The organism is Oleiharenicola lentus, assembly GCF_051660365.1.
GTDB lineage: Bacteria > Verrucomicrobiota > Verrucomicrobiia > Opitutales > Opitutaceae > Lacunisphaera > Lacunisphaera lenta_A.
Genome location: NZ_JBOZXB010000001.1, coordinates 1,623,854 through 1,641,461, shown reverse-complemented (window position 1 = coordinate 1,641,461; position 17,608 = coordinate 1,623,854). Strand labels below are relative to the sequence as shown.

At 59.8% G+C, this 17,608-nt stretch carries 10 protein-coding genes; 6 read left to right on the top strand and 4 right to left on the bottom strand.

The window, feature by feature from the left end; all coding sequences use genetic code 11:
- Nucleotides 1-396: 396 nt before the first annotated feature.
- The 3 genes from ACRRQW_RS05940 to ACRRQW_RS05930 all read right to left on the bottom strand — a co-directional run bounded on the left by ACRRQW_RS05940 (nt 397) and on the right by ACRRQW_RS05930 (nt 6,621).
- Complete coding sequence (locus ACRRQW_RS05940) at nt 397-2,586, bottom strand: protein-disulfide reductase DsbD family protein (protein WP_438480348.1); 2,190 nt, start codon at nt 2,584-2,586, stop codon at nt 397-399.
- Between the two features lie 66 nt (nt 2,587-2,652).
- Nucleotides 2,653-3,588, bottom strand: coding sequence for a PLP-dependent cysteine synthase family protein (locus tag ACRRQW_RS05935; protein ID WP_438480347.1), 936 nt, complete (start codon nt 3,586-3,588; stop codon nt 2,653-2,655).
- A gap of 129 nt (nt 3,589-3,717) precedes the next feature.
- Nucleotides 3,718-6,621: a TonB-dependent receptor plug domain-containing protein gene (locus ACRRQW_RS05930; protein WP_438480346.1), complete on the bottom strand. Its 2,904-nt coding sequence runs from the start codon at nt 6,619-6,621 to the stop codon at nt 3,718-3,720.
- 247 nt (nt 6,622-6,868) lie between these two features.
- Between ACRRQW_RS05930 and ACRRQW_RS05925 the strand changes: the two genes are divergently transcribed.
- Nucleotides 6,869-9,883, top strand: a complete 3,015-nt coding sequence (locus ACRRQW_RS05925) for a redoxin domain-containing protein (RefSeq protein ID WP_438480345.1) — start codon at nt 6,869-6,871, stop codon at nt 9,881-9,883.
- Between the two features lie 5 nt (nt 9,884-9,888).
- On the opposite strand, the gene ACRRQW_RS05920 is transcribed toward ACRRQW_RS05925, so the two are convergent.
- Entirely contained in the window at nt 9,889-10,176 is a 288-nt protein-coding gene (locus ACRRQW_RS05920; RefSeq protein ID WP_438480344.1) for a hypothetical protein, read from the bottom strand.
- A 3-nt stretch (nt 10,177-10,179) separates the two neighbouring features.
- Here ACRRQW_RS05920 and ACRRQW_RS05915 point away from each other — a divergent pair, with 3 nt between their 5' ends.
- From ACRRQW_RS05915 to ACRRQW_RS05895, 5 genes are all read left to right on the top strand, one after another.
- Nucleotides 10,180-11,361: a helix-turn-helix transcriptional regulator gene (locus ACRRQW_RS05915; RefSeq protein ID WP_438480343.1), complete on the top strand. Its 1,182-nt coding sequence runs from the start codon at nt 10,180-10,182 to the stop codon at nt 11,359-11,361.
- 123 nt (nt 11,362-11,484) lie between these two features.
- Nucleotides 11,485-12,015 carry an RNA polymerase sigma factor gene (locus ACRRQW_RS05910; protein ID WP_438480342.1) on the top strand — a complete coding sequence of 177 codons (531 nt, stop codon included), beginning with the start codon at nt 11,485-11,487 and terminating at the stop codon, nt 12,013-12,015.
- A gap of 16 nt (nt 12,016-12,031) precedes the next feature.
- Entirely contained in the window at nt 12,032-13,120 is a 1,089-nt protein-coding gene (locus ACRRQW_RS05905) for a FecR family protein (RefSeq protein WP_438480341.1), read from the top strand.
- Between the two features lie 140 nt (nt 13,121-13,260).
- The gene (locus ACRRQW_RS05900) at nt 13,261-16,431 is read left to right on the top strand and encodes a TonB-dependent receptor (RefSeq protein WP_438480340.1); all 3,171 of its coding nucleotides are present in this window, start codon (nt 13,261-13,263) and stop codon (nt 16,429-16,431) included.
- 54 nt (nt 16,432-16,485) lie between these two features.
- Entirely contained in the window at nt 16,486-17,604 is a 1,119-nt protein-coding gene (locus ACRRQW_RS05895) for a TlpA family protein disulfide reductase (RefSeq protein ID WP_438480339.1), read from the top strand.
- Nucleotides 17,605-17,608: the final 4 nt, after the last annotated feature.

Here is a 17,608-nt window from a genome sequence, read left to right as displayed (position 1 = left end):
CGATTTTTTCCTTTCCGGCGGACGCGCTTTGAGGATTTAACCGCAGCGTGAAAATGCAGACCAAAGCGCTGGTGTTTTTGGCGATCTATATGGTGGGTGGGATTGCCGTTTTCGGTGCTATCAGTTCGTTTTGGTCGACGAACGCGGCGGTGGTTTTCGTGGTTTGCTGGTTCGCTCTTTTTGGGTTGAGCCAAACCTACCTGCTAAAATGTCCGCACTGCGGTAAACACGCCTGCACGACCAAAAGCGGCGTAAGCACGCCGATCACCGGCTCTTCCTGCCGGCACTGCTTGCGCGATTATTGAAGGACTCCGCATGCAGCATAGGGCGGCATTCTCTGGAAAATTACACGGTCGATTTCCCGCTCACCGCCACCCTGGAGAACCCTGAATCGAGTTAAAGCGCGGCGGCTTTCTCGAGGTGTTCCAGCACGCGATCGCCGGTCAATAATTCAGGGAGCACGACCGGGTCGGCTTTGCCAGGGGCGTAGATTAAATTAAACGGGATCGCGGAGCGGTTCCACTTGGCGAGTTCTTGCGTGATCTTCGGGTCTTTGTTCGTCCAGTCGCCTTTGAGGAGCACGACGTTCTTTTTGCCGAACTCGGCGAGGACTTCCTGCGAAGAAAACACTGCGGCCTTGTTCGTCTGGCAAGTGGCGCACCAGCGGGCGGTGAAATCGACGTAGACGTATTTGCCGGCGGCTTGCGCGGCCTTGATGGCTTCGGGGCTCCATTTTTCCCAGGTGACTTGATAACCGGCGCCGTTCTCGGGCGCGGCTTGGGCTTCGCGCGGCCAGCCGATGTAGAGTCCACCCACGAGCAACACCGACGCGAAAATATGGCCGAAGTTGCGGCGCCAGGCTTTGCCGGAAGTTTGCGTGAAACGGCCGTAGGCCCACGTCGCCATCGCGATCAGCACGAAACCAAACGCGATCATGAGCAGCGCATTGTCATCGTCTTTCGTCTGGCCGGCGAGCACCCACAGCAACCAGCCGACAGTCGCGTAAAGCGGGAACGCCATGAATTGCTTAAACGTTTCCATCCACGCGCCGGGCCGCGGCAGCATTTTCACCGCCTGCGGAAAAATCGAGAGCAGCAAATACGGCAGCGCGAGCCCAACCGCGATGGCGGTGAACACGAGCAGCGATTGCACGGCAGACAACGACAGCGCCGCGCCGAGGGCGGGCGCGAGAAACGGTGCGCTGCACGGCGTCGCGACGAGCACGGCGAGCGCTCCGGTGAAGAACGAGCCCACGAGGCCATCTTCGCTCTGCAAATTGCCGCCGACGCTGGTGGCCGAGAGGCCGAATTCAAACAGGCCGCTCATGTTGAGCGCGAAGATCAGGAGAAACGACGCCATGCCGAAGACGAAGCCCGGTGATTGCAGTTGAAACCCCCAACCAAGTTGCGAGCCGCCCGCGCGCAAGGCGAGCAACAGCCCCGCGAGCGCCCAGAAGGAAGCGAGCACGCCCGCCGTGAATACCAAGCCATGCGTGATGATGCGACCGCGTTCGTGGCCGGCTTGATTGACGAATCCGAGAATCTTGATGCCGAGCACCGGGAAGACACACGGCATGAGGTTGAGCACGAGGCCGCCGAGAAATGCGAGGACGAGCGTGCCGAGCAAAGTCGCTTTGGGCTCAGGAACGGTGGTGACGGGCGCGGTCGATTTAGTTTCGGGAGTGGATGTCACGGCCTGCGTCGCCGCTTTGCCGGCGGGCGGCGTCACGGCCGCTGCGGCTTTAGCGAACGGCGCGTCGACCGATAGACCGCCGTAGCCGGGCGCCGAGCCCCAACCGTTGGCCGAAGCCAGAATGCCGGTGAGTTTGGCGGTGGTTTTATCCGCGGCCGCATCCAGCTTGGCTTCGATAATCCAGCTGCCGTTTTCTTCGCGAATCGTTTGGGTTGCGGCGTAATCGGTAAACGCATCCGCCGCGAAAAAATGCAGGCCGGCCGGTTGGTGCGTCGTGCCGCTTTTCGGCGTGAGTTTCAGCGTGGCTTTTTCGCCATCGTGCGAGGCGGTGATTGCCCACGCGTCGCTTTTCGCCGGCACTTGCAGCCGCGCCGTGGCGAGCTTGGCCGTCCACGCGTCGTCGCCCGCGGCGGGACCGACTGGCAGCGAGAGATCGAGCGTGGCATCGCCGGGCATGCAGACGTCTTTGCACATCAGCCACTCGGCGGCCGCGGTGAGCTTGACGGCGGTGCCGGCGGCGAGCGTCGCGGGCGGAGTGATTTCGAAGAAAATGAACGTTTCGTTTTCGTAGCCGTTACCCGTGATCGTGCCGGCGGTGTCTTTGACGACATGGGGCGTGGGCCATTGCAGTTCGCCGGCTTTGAAACCTTCCGGCAGCGTCCACGTGACCGCGGTCGGATAACCGGTGCCCGGCGCGATCCAGTAACTGTGCCAGTGCGGGTCGTGTTGCAGGCGCAAGGCGACGGTAAACGGTTTGCCGGCTTCGATGGCCTTGGCGTCGGAAACGAGCTGCGCTTCGACCGAGCCATTGCGTTTGGCGGGAGATTGGGCCGCGAAAACCAGGACGGGCAGGACAACGGCGAAAAGAGTAACGAGGAGGCGCGGCAATTTCATCTGGCGGTGAGAGTAAACGGGAAGCGGTTTATTTCAAATGCTGACGCCGAAAAGGCGGCCCAGGTATCAATTATAAGGAGAAAACAACTTCGTGGAATAGTAACGCTCCGCGCGGTCGCACAGCACGGTGACCACGCGCGATTCCGGGCCGAGGTCTTGCGCAACTCGCAGCGCCGCGACGACATTTGCGCCGCTGGAAGTGCCGACGAGCAGGCCGTATTCGCGGCTCAAGCGGCGTGTCATGGCGATGGCAGCGGTGCTGGTGACTTTGACCGGCGCGTCGATGTGCGCCATGCGGAGGAGCGGTGGCACGTAGCCGCCCGCGACGCCTTCGATGGAGTGACAGCACGGCATTTCGCCGGACAGCATTGCGGCCTCGGCCGGTTCCATGGCGTAAATTTTCACGGAAGGATTCACGGCGCGCAGGGCGCGTCCGCACCCGGTGATCGTGCCGCCGGTGCCGTAACCCGCGACGAAAGCGTCCACGATGCCGTGCATCTGGGAAATGATTTCGCGGCCCGTGTGCTCTTCATGATCCTGCGCGTTGAGCAGGTTTTCAAACTGGCAGGGAAGAAAATAGCGGTCGTCCTTTGCGGCCAGGTCCCGGGTCATCGCGATGCCCGTGCCGTAGCCCGCAGTGGCTTTGAACAACTGCACGGTGCCGCCGAATTGTTCGATGAGGTAGCGGCGCTCCACGCTCGCGGTGTCGCTCATCAGGATCTTCACCTTGTAACCTTTGGCGGCGCCGACCATCGCGAGCGAGATGCCAGTGTTGCCGCTGGTGCATTCGAGGATGACGGAATTTTCGCGCAGGAGGCCGCGTTCCTCGGCGTCTTCGATCACGCAAAGTGCGAGGCGATCTTTGACGGAGCCGCTCGGGTTGAGGAATTCGGCTTTCGCGTAGAGTGTGCGGTTTTCGTCGCGGAAATGAATCGGCACGAGCGGCGTGTTCCCGATGAGGGACAAAACCGGCAGGCGCGGGCGGCGAAGGGTGGAGGGCATGGTTGGAGGAGTGTAGCGAAAGTTTGCGGAGGAAGCTATGGTTCTAACGACCTAAACGGGAAAAGAAAGCGCCCCGGCGATGAAACCGGGGCGCGAGAACACAACACACTGAAGTTTTTCGAAGCAGCCTTAGAACGGCAGGACGAAGGAGAGTTCGTAAGCGCGTCCGAGGGCGTAGGCACTGTGCAGGCCCGCATTGTAACCATACACCACGTCGTAGAACGGGGGCTCTTTGTCCAAGACGTTGCTGACGCCCACACTGATGCGCAGGTCTTTGCCGTAGCCGCGCCAGAGGCCATTTCTGAAATCGTAGCCTGCGCGGAGGTCCAGCTTGGATACGCCTGGAGCGCTTTGCAGCTGAGGGACGCCCGAGATACCTGCCAAGTTTGTTTTGAAACCGCTCATGTAGCTGAGCATGGCGGACGCATTCCACGAGCCACCGTTCCAAAAAATGGAGCTGATGCCTTTCCATTTCGGTGGGGCATAGGTGTCGCCGGTGTCGTCGATCGGCAGAGCGCCGGGCGTGAGTTTGCGGGTGGCGTCCAACGTGTGCGAAGCATTCGCGCTGACGCGCCAGCGTCCGAACGTCTCCCAGGGAAGGCGGTATTCGGCCGTGAAATCGATGCTCTCGTTACGCACTTCACCGAAGTTTACGTAGTAGATGGTGATTCTTTTGATAGCGCCCGGCTGACCCGCAGCGATGTCTGCGGCGCTCGGAGCGTCGCGCTCCACGCGATCTGGAAACGACGCTTCGTTGTTCAGGATGGTCGACTGGGAGATGTTCTGAATCGCGTCCTCTTGGATCGTGCGGTAATAATTAACCGAGAGGTTGAGTCCTTTGACGAACTTCGGTTCGTAAACGATGCCGTAAAATTCATTCGTGGAAGTTTCCGGCCCAAGATTCGGATTGGGGCCGCGAATGACCTCTACCGGAGTCAGGATACCACCGCGACGTGGATCATTTACATTGGTGTTCAACGGAGGCTGGCTGGCGACCTGGGTTTCGGTGAGCGAAGGCGCACGGAAGCCCTTGGAGAAGCTGGCACGCACTAACAGGGATTCGATTGGCACCCAGGAGACGCCGAATTTTGGCACGATGCTATCGCCGGCGGCACCTTCGTCTTGATAGCGAGTAGCGACTTGGAACTCCAGTCGGCGAAGCCCAGCGACCGCATTGGATTTGCCGAAGACCGGCACCATGACCTCGGCGAACGCCGCGTAGGTTTCGCGACTGGTTTCGTAGATGGTCTGTGTGGAGATCGAAGGAACCGCTGCGCTATACGTGATGGAGTCGTTGGTGCTTTCGGCCTTGTCGTAAGAACCGCCGATGGCGGCCTTGATGTCGCCGCCCCAAATTTCGAACAGATCTCCGTCGGCGGTGAAATCCCAAGTCCGGAATTTCGAAATGGCGTCAACCGTGGGATACAAAGCCATCGCTTCATAGAGCTTTGCCTGGCTGGGAGCGCCAGCGCGCACATCGATAAAAGGATTAAAGCGCAGCGCCGGATCGACATTTTGAACGGCAGCAATGAACGCGGCATTGTTGAAATTCCGATTCACTTGGGCCAGGTCTGACTGGCTCCAGCTGACCCCGCTATCCCAGTGCCACGAATCACCGAGTGCACCTTTAACGCCGGCGGTAAGGGCATGGGATTCAGTTTTCGTGCGCTGGCTGATCGTGCCGAATTCATAATGGAGCATGCCGATGGTGACGGCTTGATTAAATGGATTGTTGGCGGCAGGAACGAGCACGTTGGCGCTGTAAGCCGGCAGGGAAGTCGCGAAACCGCGCGAGTCGCTGAAGCGATAGCTGGTGTAGACCTCCAATCCGGAATTGAAGGTATAACTCGCGTTGCCGCTCACGCCGTAGCGTTCCGATTGGGGGATGAGTTCGAGTTGGTCTGAGACGTTGGTTTGGCGCTGACCTTGGGCGTTTACCGCAGTGCCCGATTGCCCGTCGCCGGGTGCGGTGCGCGGAATAAAATCAGCGACTCTCGGCGTGGTAGCGTAGCCAAAAGGAGTTAAAACCACGCGGATGCCAGGCAGGGCATCAAACGTCCCCGCGACGACACCGCCGCTCGCCTGCACAGTGGCGGGATAGCCAAACTGGATGCGGTTATCGAGACCGTAGATCGGCAAGTTGGTGGTGGTGTTGTAGCTTCTGATTCGGTCGCGGTGATCCATATTGGCGGAAAATTCGCGTTGGGAGGCATACATCGGTGCACGGTCGTAATAATCCATGGACAGCGTTCCCCGTAGTTTGCCGGAGGCGAAGCCGGTGGTAAGATTAACCGAGCGTTCGCGACCGCCGCCATGCTCCGAGAATTTGAATGAGCTGCTGAGTTCGGTGCCCACCCAATTTTTCTTGAGGATGATGTTGATTACGCCAGCCACCGCGTCGGCGCCGTAAATAGCCGAGGTGCCGTCGGTGATGACTTCGATCCGATCAATCAAACCGAGCGGGATCGTGTTGAGATCGAAAAAGCTCTGGCCGGTGGATGTGCCGAGATTGCGCTGGGCGGATTGAGGAGGACGACGGCCATCAACGAGCACGAGGGTCGAGCCCGAGCCGAGGCCGCGCAGGCTGACTCCGGATACACCGGTTTGCGCGAGAGGCGTCAACGTAGGGCTGGCTCCCACGAAGGGAGTTGCCGGAAAGCCGTTTTCGTTGCGCTGACCGAATTCGAGGCTGAGGTCATTTGGGGACGATCCGCGACCTGCGCCAATGCCGCCGTAGGTTTGCGGCAGCATGTTGAGGAAATCAGCCAAGTTCATCGCGCCGGTTGAGCGGATGTATTCATGATTGTAGGAACTGACCGGGGAGGGCCCTTCTACATCTACGCGGCGGATGCGTGAGCCGGTGATTTCGATTTTTTCGAGTTTGAGGGCAGGAGTGAGCTCGGAAGGCTCTTTCGTTTCTTTCGCTGGCGTAACCGGAGTGGCCGGTGTCGGCGCGGTGGATTGCGCGAAGGCGCTGGTGGCACCTGTGATTAAAACCGCGGCAAGCAGCAGGCGGTTGAGTGTGGTTTGCATGGGTGGTGACTTATGGTGTGAACGGAGGTCTTGCCGCCGGTGACCGCGGCGTCGGGTGGTGGTGCAAGTAAGCTCATACTATTCCACGAGGCTTCATGTAACCATAGGCCGAAGGTAACATTCGCGGTGCGTTATGTCACCGAGACCTGACAAATGCGTCATGATGGACTTGGGTTCAACGTGGCGCTCTTTGACGGCGCCGGGTTTTCGAATCCTTTCCATCGCTTCATCACATCACTTTTCCCCTATGAAAATGTTCCAACGTTGGCTCGGGCTGGGCGCGGTCGCTGCAGCTGTTATTTTAAATCCGCTCGCGGCACAGGAGTCGGTGCCGGCTTCCACCGAGGCGGGCGCGACCGCCAAGACCTATCCGCGCCTGAAAATCGGCGACGTCGCGCCGGAGTTCACGGTCTACGGGCCGGACGGCAAGGAAGTGAAACTCTCCGATTTTCGCGGCAAGCTCGTGATGCTCGACATCTGGGCGACGTGGTGCGGGCCGTGCGTGGCCTCGATGCCGCATAATTCCGAGCTCGCTGAAAAATACGCGAAGGAAGGTTTCGTGATCCTCGCGGTGTGCGCCTCCGACTCGCGCGAGAACTACGACGGCTGGGTGAAACGCAACGGCGACAAATACAAATTCCTCACCGCGCACGACAAGTTGGGTAAGGACTGGAATAATTCCGTGTTCAACACGAAGTATAGCGTCACGGGTTTCCCGTCGATTTTCCTGATCGGTCGCGACGGCAAGATCGCGGGCGTGACCGCCGGCGGCGGCCCGGGCGAAAATCCGCACGTCACGCGCATGCTCGCGAAGGGCGGCCTGCCGATCGACATCTCGCATCTGCCGCCGGAAAAAACCGACGGGCCGAAATCGATTCCCATGATCGGCAAGACTCCCGCGATGCGCGCGACGGGGGCGCCGGCATCCGTGCCGATGGTTGGCATGGGCGGCGGCGGTGGCGGCATGAGCGCGGCGACGCCGGTGGCAGCGAGTAAGTTTGGTTCACTCGAACCGGGCTCGCACGTGCCAGATTTTACGGTGACTTCCGCCGACGGCAAATCGGTGAAGCTCTCGGATTTCAAAGGCAAGACGGTGATCGTAAATTTCTTTAGCAACACCGAGCGCGGGCCGGAAACGTATGCGGTCACTGCGGCCGCCAAATACGCGAAGGACGACGTCGTGTTGTTTGCGGTCGCCTCGGCGGTGGAAGAAGCGCAATTCAAGCAATGGGTCGCGACCGCGAAGCCGGCTTACGCGACGGGCTGGGATCCGTCCGGCAAGGCGTGGGCGGAAAACATCTCCCACATGAACTTCGGCGTCGGTATGTATCCGGCGTTCGCCGTGGTGAACAAGGAAGGCAATCTCGTCGGCGGCTACATCGGCATGGGCGCGCAAAACGTGCAGCGTCTGTCGTTGATGCTGTTGCAGGCGGGCGTGGATGTGCCGAAGGAAGATTTGCCGAAAATGTTCCCCGCGGCCACGACGACCGCGATGAAAGGCGCTGCCCCGGCCGCGGCGGGCGGCGCGATGGCCCCGGCGCAACGTGTCGCGACGCTCGCACCCGGCGCAGTCGCTCCGGATTTCGTGATGCACGACGTCAACGGCAAGGAAGTGAAGCTCTCCGATTTCAAAAACAAGATCGTCATCCTCGATTTCTGGGCCACGTGGTGCGGACCGTGCATCGCCTCGTTTCCGCACACGCAAGACATTGCGAAGAAGTATAAAGATCAGGACGTCATCGTCCTCGCGTCCGGCACGAGCGACACGATTGCGAAATTCAAGGAATGGATTCCGAAAAATTCCCCGAAGTATCCGGACATGATCTGGACGTTCGACCCGAATGAACGCGGCTCCGCGACGTTCGATGAGCGCGCTTCGCAGAAACACTATAAAGTTGTCGGTATTCCGACGCAGTTCGTGATCGGTCGCGACGGCAAGATCGCTGCCACCATCGTCGGCAACGGCGGCAAGGAAGATGCCCGCACCGAAACCGCGCTCGCATCGCTCGGCGTGAAGGTCGACGAAGCCATCGTGACGAAAGGCAAGGAACAGCTCGCCAAGTCGGCCGAGGAAGAAAAAGCCCGCGCGATCAAAGCCGCCGCCGACGATAAAAATCCGCCGCCGCCGTTCCGTGAAAACATGGCCAACCTCATCGCCGGCGCACCAGTGCCGGATGTCGATTTGCAAAACGAAGCCGGCGAACTCGTGAAGCTCTCTTCCTATTCCAAGGGGAAGACCGTGATCCTTGGCATCTGGTCGGCAGGCATGCCGCCCCCGCCGATGGTGGAACTCTGGGATAAGTGGAACGCGAACTACAAAGACCAGAACGTCGTGTTTCTTGGCGTGGGTGCCTTCGGCAGCCGTGAAGAGTTCGATAAATGGCGCACGGCCAACGCCGGCAAATACTCCTTCCCGCTCGCGTTCGATCCCGCCGGCGCACCGAGCCGTCCAGCCAAACCGATGGACGAACTGACCGACGAAGAAAAAGCCGCGTTCCGCAAAGCGCAGTCTGCGCACATGCAGACCGTGATCACCGCGAAACTCGCGGGCACGGTCACCATGATTCCCGCTTACATCGCGATGAACTCTGAAGGCAAGATGCTCGGTTGGTCGGCGGGTTTTGGCCCGCCCACCGTCAACGGCATCGGCAACCTGCTGCTGCGTGCCGGGGTGAAACTGAAACCCGAAGACATGCCCGCGCGCGTTTACACGGCCGCTGAAACGAAACCCGCTGCGCCGGAAGCCCGCGTCCAGACGATCAAGATCGGTGCAATGGCGCCGGACTTCACCACGCAAACGCTCGAAGGCAAGGACGTGAAAATTTCCGATTTCAAAGGCAAAGTCGTGATCCTCGATTTCTGGGCGACGTGGTGCGGGCCGTGCATGGCCGCGATGCCGCACACGCAGGAAGTTGCCGCGCAGTATAAAGACCAAGGGGTCGTCACGCTCGGCTCTTGCACGAGCGACACGCGCGCAAAGTTCGAAGACTGGGTGCGTCGCAACCAGGAGAAATATCCGGACATGATCTGGTCGCACGACAAGGAAGAGCGCGGCGACAATCGTGCTTCGCGTAAACTCTACGGCGTGTCGGGTATTCCGACGCAGTTCATCATCGATCGCGAAGGCAAGATTGTGGACATCGTCGTCGGTTACATGAAAGGCGAAGCGATCCTCGACGGTGCGCTCGCGAAAGCCGGCATCAAAGTGGATCCCGCGCTCGTGGAGAAAGCCAAGAAGGACCTCGCGAAACGCGGAAACTGATTTCGTTACAACGCCGCTCTCAAAAGGAGCGGCGTTTTTTTTGCGTTAAACCACAGCTGAAGAAAGTTCCTTGGTGGAACCCGACCTCCGGGCGGGTTTTCAGGATCAGCGATTTGCCAATCGAGCCCGCGCTCGTCGCAGAGGTAGAGCCAGCGACCACCCTTTAAAGCAAGTCGCACCAAGCCCGCTCGGAGATCGGGCTCCACCTTCCTGAATGAAATTTCACGCCAGTTTGTGAGTCTTATGTAAATTCCCGTGCTGGTATAAAACCAGCTGACGGTGTAGGTATTCATTCTATGGGCCAAGTCAGCGCAGCGATCCAAGTCACGGATCGGTCGATGCAAATCACCGATCCGGTGCTGCATCGTCCGCTGGTGGAGTTGGAAACCGCGACCAACGTCACCGCGTTTTGGTCGGCGCTGCGCTCGTTTGTGCAGACGGCATTTCCGCAGAATCACTCGGCGACCCTGTTTCTCGACGCGAAAGAGAAAGTGCCTGGCGCGCTGACGCTGCATTCGCAAGCGTCGCAACGCCCCGCCGATTGGTGGCGCGCGCGGGCGAAACTGACGCCGACGCACGCGTTTCTCAACGAGCACCCGGGCATCAAGCTCTACAATCTCGACGACATGATGCCGTCGGAACCGGTGCGGCGGAAGAAAAGCGATTTCTATTCGCAAGTGCTGCGGCCCGAAGGGTTCGACAAACTTGTCGGCCTCACCACTTGGGAGAAAGGCGAACGCAAGAGCATCCTCGTGCTGCGCCGTGCGTTTTCGCAGAAGGCGTTTTCGCGTGGCGAGATGAACCTGTTGCTCGATCTGCATCCGATTTTCGACCGCACGCTGCATCGCATCGAAAAACAAGAAGAGGAGCGGGTGTGCCGCAGCACGTTGCAGCAATTCATCAATTTGCTGCCGCAAGGCGTGTTGCTGGTAAACGCGAAGCGCGAACTCGTTTTCGCCAACGCGGAGGTGTTCGACGCGTGCGCGTTGTGGAACCTCGGCCCGGATGCCGCGCGCCAAATGAACAGCCGCGCCGTGTTCACCATTCCGCCGGCGTTTCTCGATGCTTACGACGGCTTGCTCAACGAGCACTACGCGCAGGCGCTCGCGCCCGGCGTTGGCGCGAGCACTCCGCGCCGCCGGCTCGTGCACCCGGAGCAACCGGCGCTGCAAGCCGACCTCAGCCTCGTCACGATGGACGACCCGCTGCTCACGCGGCCCTATCTTTTCGCGCAGTTGATCAATCGTTCAGTCTTCAGCGCACCCGCCGCCGATCCGGGCCAGCGGCAATTCGCGGTGTTATCGCGCCTCACGCCGCGCGAGCGCGAAGTCGCCATTCTCGTGCGCGATGGCCTCGGTAACGAAGAAATCGCCGCCGCGCTGCACAAGAGCCTCGGCACGATTAAGAATCAGCTGCAGTCGATCTTCCTGAAACTCGACATCAAGAGCCGCGCCAAACTGATCTCGATGCTGCGATGATGAGGAATAACCAAGCATCTCTGCGGTTGAATGGCTTTAAGGTAGGGTCGGTTATCCTTAACCGCCCTTTAAGAGAATCGAACGTTAATCAGGTCGGTTAAGGATAACCGACCCTACCTTAATTTGAGTCACCCGAAGTCAGACGATCAGCGTTGGTTTGCCGAGGAAGTGCAGCCGCACGAATCCACGTTGCGCGCGTGGTTGCGCAGCCGGTTTCCGTCGCTAACGGACACTGACGACCTCGTGCAGGAATCGTATGCGCGGCTTTTCCGGGCGCGCGAAAGCGGGCGGGTGATGAATGCGAAAAACTACCTCTTCGCCACGGCGCGCAACGCGGCGCTCGATATTTTTCGCCACGAAAAAGTTATTCCGATGCGGCCTCTAGCAGAAATCGAGGCGTCGCCCGTCTCGGATAATAAGCCCGATGCCGCGGAAACGGCGAGCCATGACGACGAACTCGCCATGCTTGCCGAGGCCATCCAGGCGCTCCCCGAGCGCTGTCGCGAGGTGGTCGTGCTGCGCAAACTCCATGGACTTTCCCAAAAACAAATCGCCGAAAAACTCGGTATTTCCGAAAACACCGTCGCGGCGCAGGCCTCGCTGGGGGTGCGACGGTGTATGGAATATTTTCGCGAACGGCGGATAAAAAAATAGACGCATTCATCGCCCCATGAAGCCCCCTCGCTACTCTCACCCTGAGCGCGAAAGCATCGATCTCACCGCCGCCGACTGGCTCGTGGTGAAAGATCGCGGCTTCACGCCTGCAGAAGCCGCCGAGTTCGGTCGCTGGATCAACGAAAGCCCGTTGCACGCCGAAGCGTGGACGGAAGCGCAAGCCGCTTGGGAATTACTCAATCGTGTCAGCGAACTTCCCGAGGGCATCGCGATGCGTGGCGCGGAATGGGAAGTGGTCAACGCGGAGGCAGGCAAGCCCGCGAAGGAAGCACGCCGCTTGGCGTGGAATCAGGTTTTGCCTTGGGCGGCAGCGGCCGGGCTGGTCGTCGCGATTGGCGTGGTTGGGCTGTGGAAGCAGGGCGGAGAAGCCGTAATCACGCCGCCGGTGGACGCGTCGCGTGTAGCTCAAATTGAAACCGTCGCTCCGCGCACGCTGTTTCTCCCGGACGGTTCGCGCGTGGAATTGAACGGCGACAGCGCCATCGAAGAAAATTTTACGGCCGCAGAACGCCACGTGCGACTCGTGCGCGGCGAGGTCCACTTCACGGTGAAGAAAGACGCCACGCGCCCGTTCGTCGTCGACGCCAGCGGGGTTACGGTGCGCGCGGTCGGCACGGCGTTTAATGTGAAACTCGATCCGCACGCGGTTGAAGTGCTCGTCACCGAAGGCACCGTGCGACTCGAAGAGGAACGCGCAGGCGCGGTGATTCCGGGGCGCACGGAAGCGCTGGCGGAAGAACAATCGTTTCTCGACGCCGGGTGGCGCGCGATCATCCCGCTCGCGCCGACGACGAGTCATCCGCCGGAAATCGCCAGCATCGACTCCGACGAAATCGGCCGGGCGTTGGCGTGGCAGGCGGTGCGTTTGAAATTTGCCGATCTCTCACTGGATCGCGTGGCGGCGGAATTTAATCGGCTGAACTCGACGCAGATTATCGTCGATCCGTCGGCGAGCGACACTCTCGTCGCCGGCACTTTCCGCGCGGACAACGTCGCCGTGTTTGTGGATTTTATGGAAAGTGCCTTCGGCCTCACCGCAGATCGTAGCCAGAACGGCAAAGTGTTGCTGAGCAAAGCGCGTTAAGCGCGAGCGATGAAATTTCACGGGAGCGTTCTGTGAAATTTGAGAAAAATTCCTGAAACGCTCTAACAGAAATGCGCGGGTGGCGCGTCTTGTGGATGGGCCGGTTGCGTGAAGCAGCGGTCCGCACACCAAATTCACTCATGAGCAAGCACCGTAGTTCGTTCGAGGCTGACCGGCCTTTGTTTAATCTCTGGCGCGCCGTTATGGTTGGCGCGCTGGCTTTCATTTCGATTGCGGCCATGTCCGCCGCAGACAAAGCGTTTTCCATCGCCGCTGGCGACGCCGCGAAAACGCTCCCGCAATTCGTCGAGCAGTCCGGCGAACAAGTCGTTTATCCGCCGCGGGAAATCAGCGGCGTGCAGACCAACGCCGTCACCGGCACGCTGCCCGCGCGCAGTGCGCTCCAAAAGATGCTCGCCGGCACGACGCTCGAAGCCGTCTATGACGCCAGCACGGGGGCGCTCGCAGTTAAAAAGAGCGTTGCTCCCGAGGTGGCAGTGACGACCGATCGCACGGCGCGCGCAAACGCGAATCAGGGCGGCACGATCGAGCTGGATCGTTTCGAGGTCATCGGCCGCAAGGTCGATGGGTTGAACAATCAGAGCATCCTCAGCACCGCTGAAACGGGTGCGCTGAACTACAATGTCATCTCCCGCGTCGAAATGGATCGCATGGGCGTGACGAGCATCGAGGAACTTTTCCGACTCATTCCGCAGACCAGCGATTACGGCAGCACCGCCATGCAAAGTGCGGTTCAATCGACCGCTTCGCCCGGTGGGCAAACTTACCAGGCTTCCGAGGTGAAACTGCGCGGCTTTTCTTCGCTACAAACTTCCATCTTGATCAACGGTCGCCGCCTCCAGCGCGGCACGGGTCAAAACGGCCCCGATCTGAACAGCATCCCGCTCGCGGCCATCGACCGCATCGAGATTCTTCCGTCCTCCGCTTCGGCCATCTACGGCGGCGGTGCCATCGGCGGCGCGATCAACATCATCTTGCGCAAAGATTACACCGGCAGCGATCTCACGCTAAAAGCGGGCACGAGCACCGATGGCGGCGGCGAGCAGTATCAGGCTACTTTTTTCCAAGGACTGATTTTTAACGAAGGCCGCACGCAACTCTCCTTCACCCTGGATTACCAACGCAGCGAACCGCTTTACGCGGGTGAGCGTAACTATCTGGACAATGCGTTGGAGCGTTACCCGGCCAACACGACCAAGGTCGTCGGCGGCCGCTCCGCGTTTGAAGCTTACATGATTCCCGCGTTTGCCGGCATGCCGGGCACCCTCGTGATCAATAACGCCACCGGCCTGACGCTGCCGATTCCCGGCACCACCGGAATTCGCTACGCGCAGATTCCGGCCGGCCAGGACGGCACGGCGCTCACACCATCTTCCTTTGTTGCCACCGCGGGTAAGGTTCCGACCGAAGCGCGTTACGGCAAAACGATGATGTATCGCCCGGAGGAGCGCTATAATTTCACCTCCCAAATCGAGCACGAAATCTTCGGAGACAAACTGGGCCTCTACGCCGAAGTCGATGCCGGTTACTTCCGCTCCGAATACAGCACGCCGCAACTCGTCGCTTCACTCAACCTGACGGCTACCGATCCGATTAATCCTTTCCGCACAGGCGTGACTCCAGGGTTTGTCGGTGTGCCCGTGCAGGTTTATCTCGACCCGATTGACCTGCCTGATTCCACCCTTTTCCAGGAACGTAACAGCGCGCGCGCTCTGCTCGGTTTTAAAGGCGAAATTGGCGACCGTTGGTCGTGGTCGATCGACGGCACGGGCGAATACTCCCGCAGCTACTCGGCGGGTTCCAACCCGGCGCAGAACCTCATTACGTTTTTGACTGCGGCCGGTTCCGGCAACCTGACGCTCGCGCAGCGTCGGGCGCTTTGGAATCCCTTCGCCGACCATCGCCAGACTCCCGTGTCGGCCGACGTGGTTAAATATTTTGATTACACGCGTTATTATTCGTTCTACAGCCGCCTCTCGCAGGTGAACTTCCGGGCGATTGGTGAAGTGTTCGATCTTCCCGCCGGCCCGATCTTGGTTTCTCCGGGTGCGGAAGTGATTTGGTCCTCGTGGAACGCCAATCAGATCGTGATCACTGGCCAGGATTACCTCACGGCGATGGGCGGTGCTCAAGGTGTCTTGAGCGCGACGACCAATGCGCGCCGCACTGAGTCCGTCTTTTTGGAAACCTCGGTTCCCGTGATCGGGGAGAAGTGGCGGCCGATTCCCATCGATTCACTCGATCTGAATTTCGGCGTGCGTTATGAAAACACCGATGACTCCACCAGCGAGACCAGCCCGCTGGCGGCGATTCGCGTGGGCATCACCAAGGATATCGCGCTGCGCGCTTCCTACGCGGAAGGGTTCTTCCCGCCGGATCAAGTTAACTATGAGAACCCGCGCACCAACACCGCGGCGTTCACTCCGTTCAATGACAACTTCCGTGGCGGCACATTTTCAAATTACCAGCGCACGGAAATTTCCGGCGGCAGTCCTGATCTTCGTCCGGAAACTTCCACCGCGTGGAACTACGGCATCGTCTTCACCCCGCGTTTTGTCCCGGGCCTGACTCTCTCGGTGGACTATTTCGATATCGAGAAAATCGACGCCGTGCGTTCACCCAATCCGGAAGAGGTCGTGAACAATCCCTTGTCCTACCCTGGACGCGTGATTCGCGCTGCGCCGTCGCCCACCGACATCGCGAATGGCTGGCTGGGTGAAGTCACCTCCATCGACTGGCGTCCGATGAACGTGGGCATCACCCGCACGAGCGGCGCTGATTTCAAAATACGTTACACCCGCGAAATCTCGACGCTCGGCTCGTTCACTTACCTCGGGGTCGCGACGTGGACGGACTCGTTCAAAGACCAAGTGCTCGCGACGAGCCCGTGGGTCGAGCGCGTTGATTACGTCGGCAATCCCCTCAAGTGGCGCGGCAACAACTCCATCTTCTGGGAGCGCAAGGGCTGGACCGCCGGCGTGACCGCAACCTACATCAATTCCTACTACACGACCACGACTCGTCCGTCGCCTTCTTCTCCGACTGCCAATCAGTTTGACGGTGGCAAGATTGCCTCAGCGACGCTCTGGGACGTGCAGGCTGGCTACAAGTTTCCGGTGAACTATGGCCGCGGACTGCGTGGCATTCTTGATTCCACGCAATGGACGGTGGGTGCGCGTAACGTGCTCAACAAGGAACCTTCGTTCCGCTCGGATTCCTACGGTTACTACAGCCGTTATGAAGATCCCCGTCAGCGCTACGTCTACGTGCAGGTCAAAAAGAGCCTGTAATTCCTAACTTCACTCCCGCGCTGAAATCCTTCGGCGCGGGAGTAATTTTTTCCCATGAAATCATTTCGTTCTCTTTTCCGCTTTTCCGCCTTGGTGGGGTTATCGTCGGTTGCGCTGGCGCTCGTCGCCCAGGAAACCGTTTCCTCCACACCTCCGCCGGTCACGCCGGCGGCTGCTCCGGCAGTTCCAGCGATCGATCCCGCGGCCACCGCGCTCTGGCGTGAGCACATCAATGGCATGGGTGATCGCGGCAGCGGCGAGAAGAACGTCAACTACGGGCAGGTCATCAACAAGGCGTTGGAGTTTTTTCAAAAATATCCGACTGAGCGCCGCGTGGGCGGCATCCTCTTCAACGTCGCCAGTTTTGGAGAGTGGATCAAAGGCGACGACGCGCCGCGCGTGCGCAAAGAGTGGCGCGCGTTCCTGCAAAATCGCCTCGTGGAAACGCTGCGCGATGATACCTGGCCCGACAATGTCTGGTCGGGGTTGCATTGGGTCGCCGCAAAAAACGACCTCGCGATTCAACTCGAAGCCGGCGGCAAACCCGACCTTGCCGCGTTGAAAGCGCGCATCGCCACCGTCGCGGCGCGCGCCCCGGCGGCTCCGTATCGCACGTTCATGGAGCAGGAATACCTGCGCCAGCTCGAGCAGCATGAGCCTGCCGCGGTCGAGGCGCACTTGGTAGAACTTTCGAAAAATGAAATCCCCGATCTCGCCAATCTCGGCAATGGCCAGCTGGCGATTCACGCGCTGAAGACGACGCCGATGGAACTCAAGTTTACTGCGCTCGATGGCAGCGAGGTCGATATCTCCACATTGCGCGGCAAGGTGGTCCTCATCGATTGCTGGGCAACCTGGTGCGTGCCGTGCATCAAGGAACTGCCGAATATCAAAGCCGCCCGCGCGAAATGGGGCGACAAAGGCTTCGTGGTGGTAGGCATCTCGTTCGATCGCATCGCCGATCGCGCGAAGCTCGTCAAATTCGTGGCCGACGAAAAACTCGACTGGCCGCACTGGTTTAACGAAGCCGGTGGTCCCAATCCGTTCGGTAAGAAATATAATATCCGCAGCATCCCCGCGACTTTCCTGCTCGGCAAAGATGGCTTGCTGGTCACGACCGAAACGCACGGCGCCAAGCTCGACGAAGCGCTGACGAAGTTGCTGGGGCCGTAAGTCG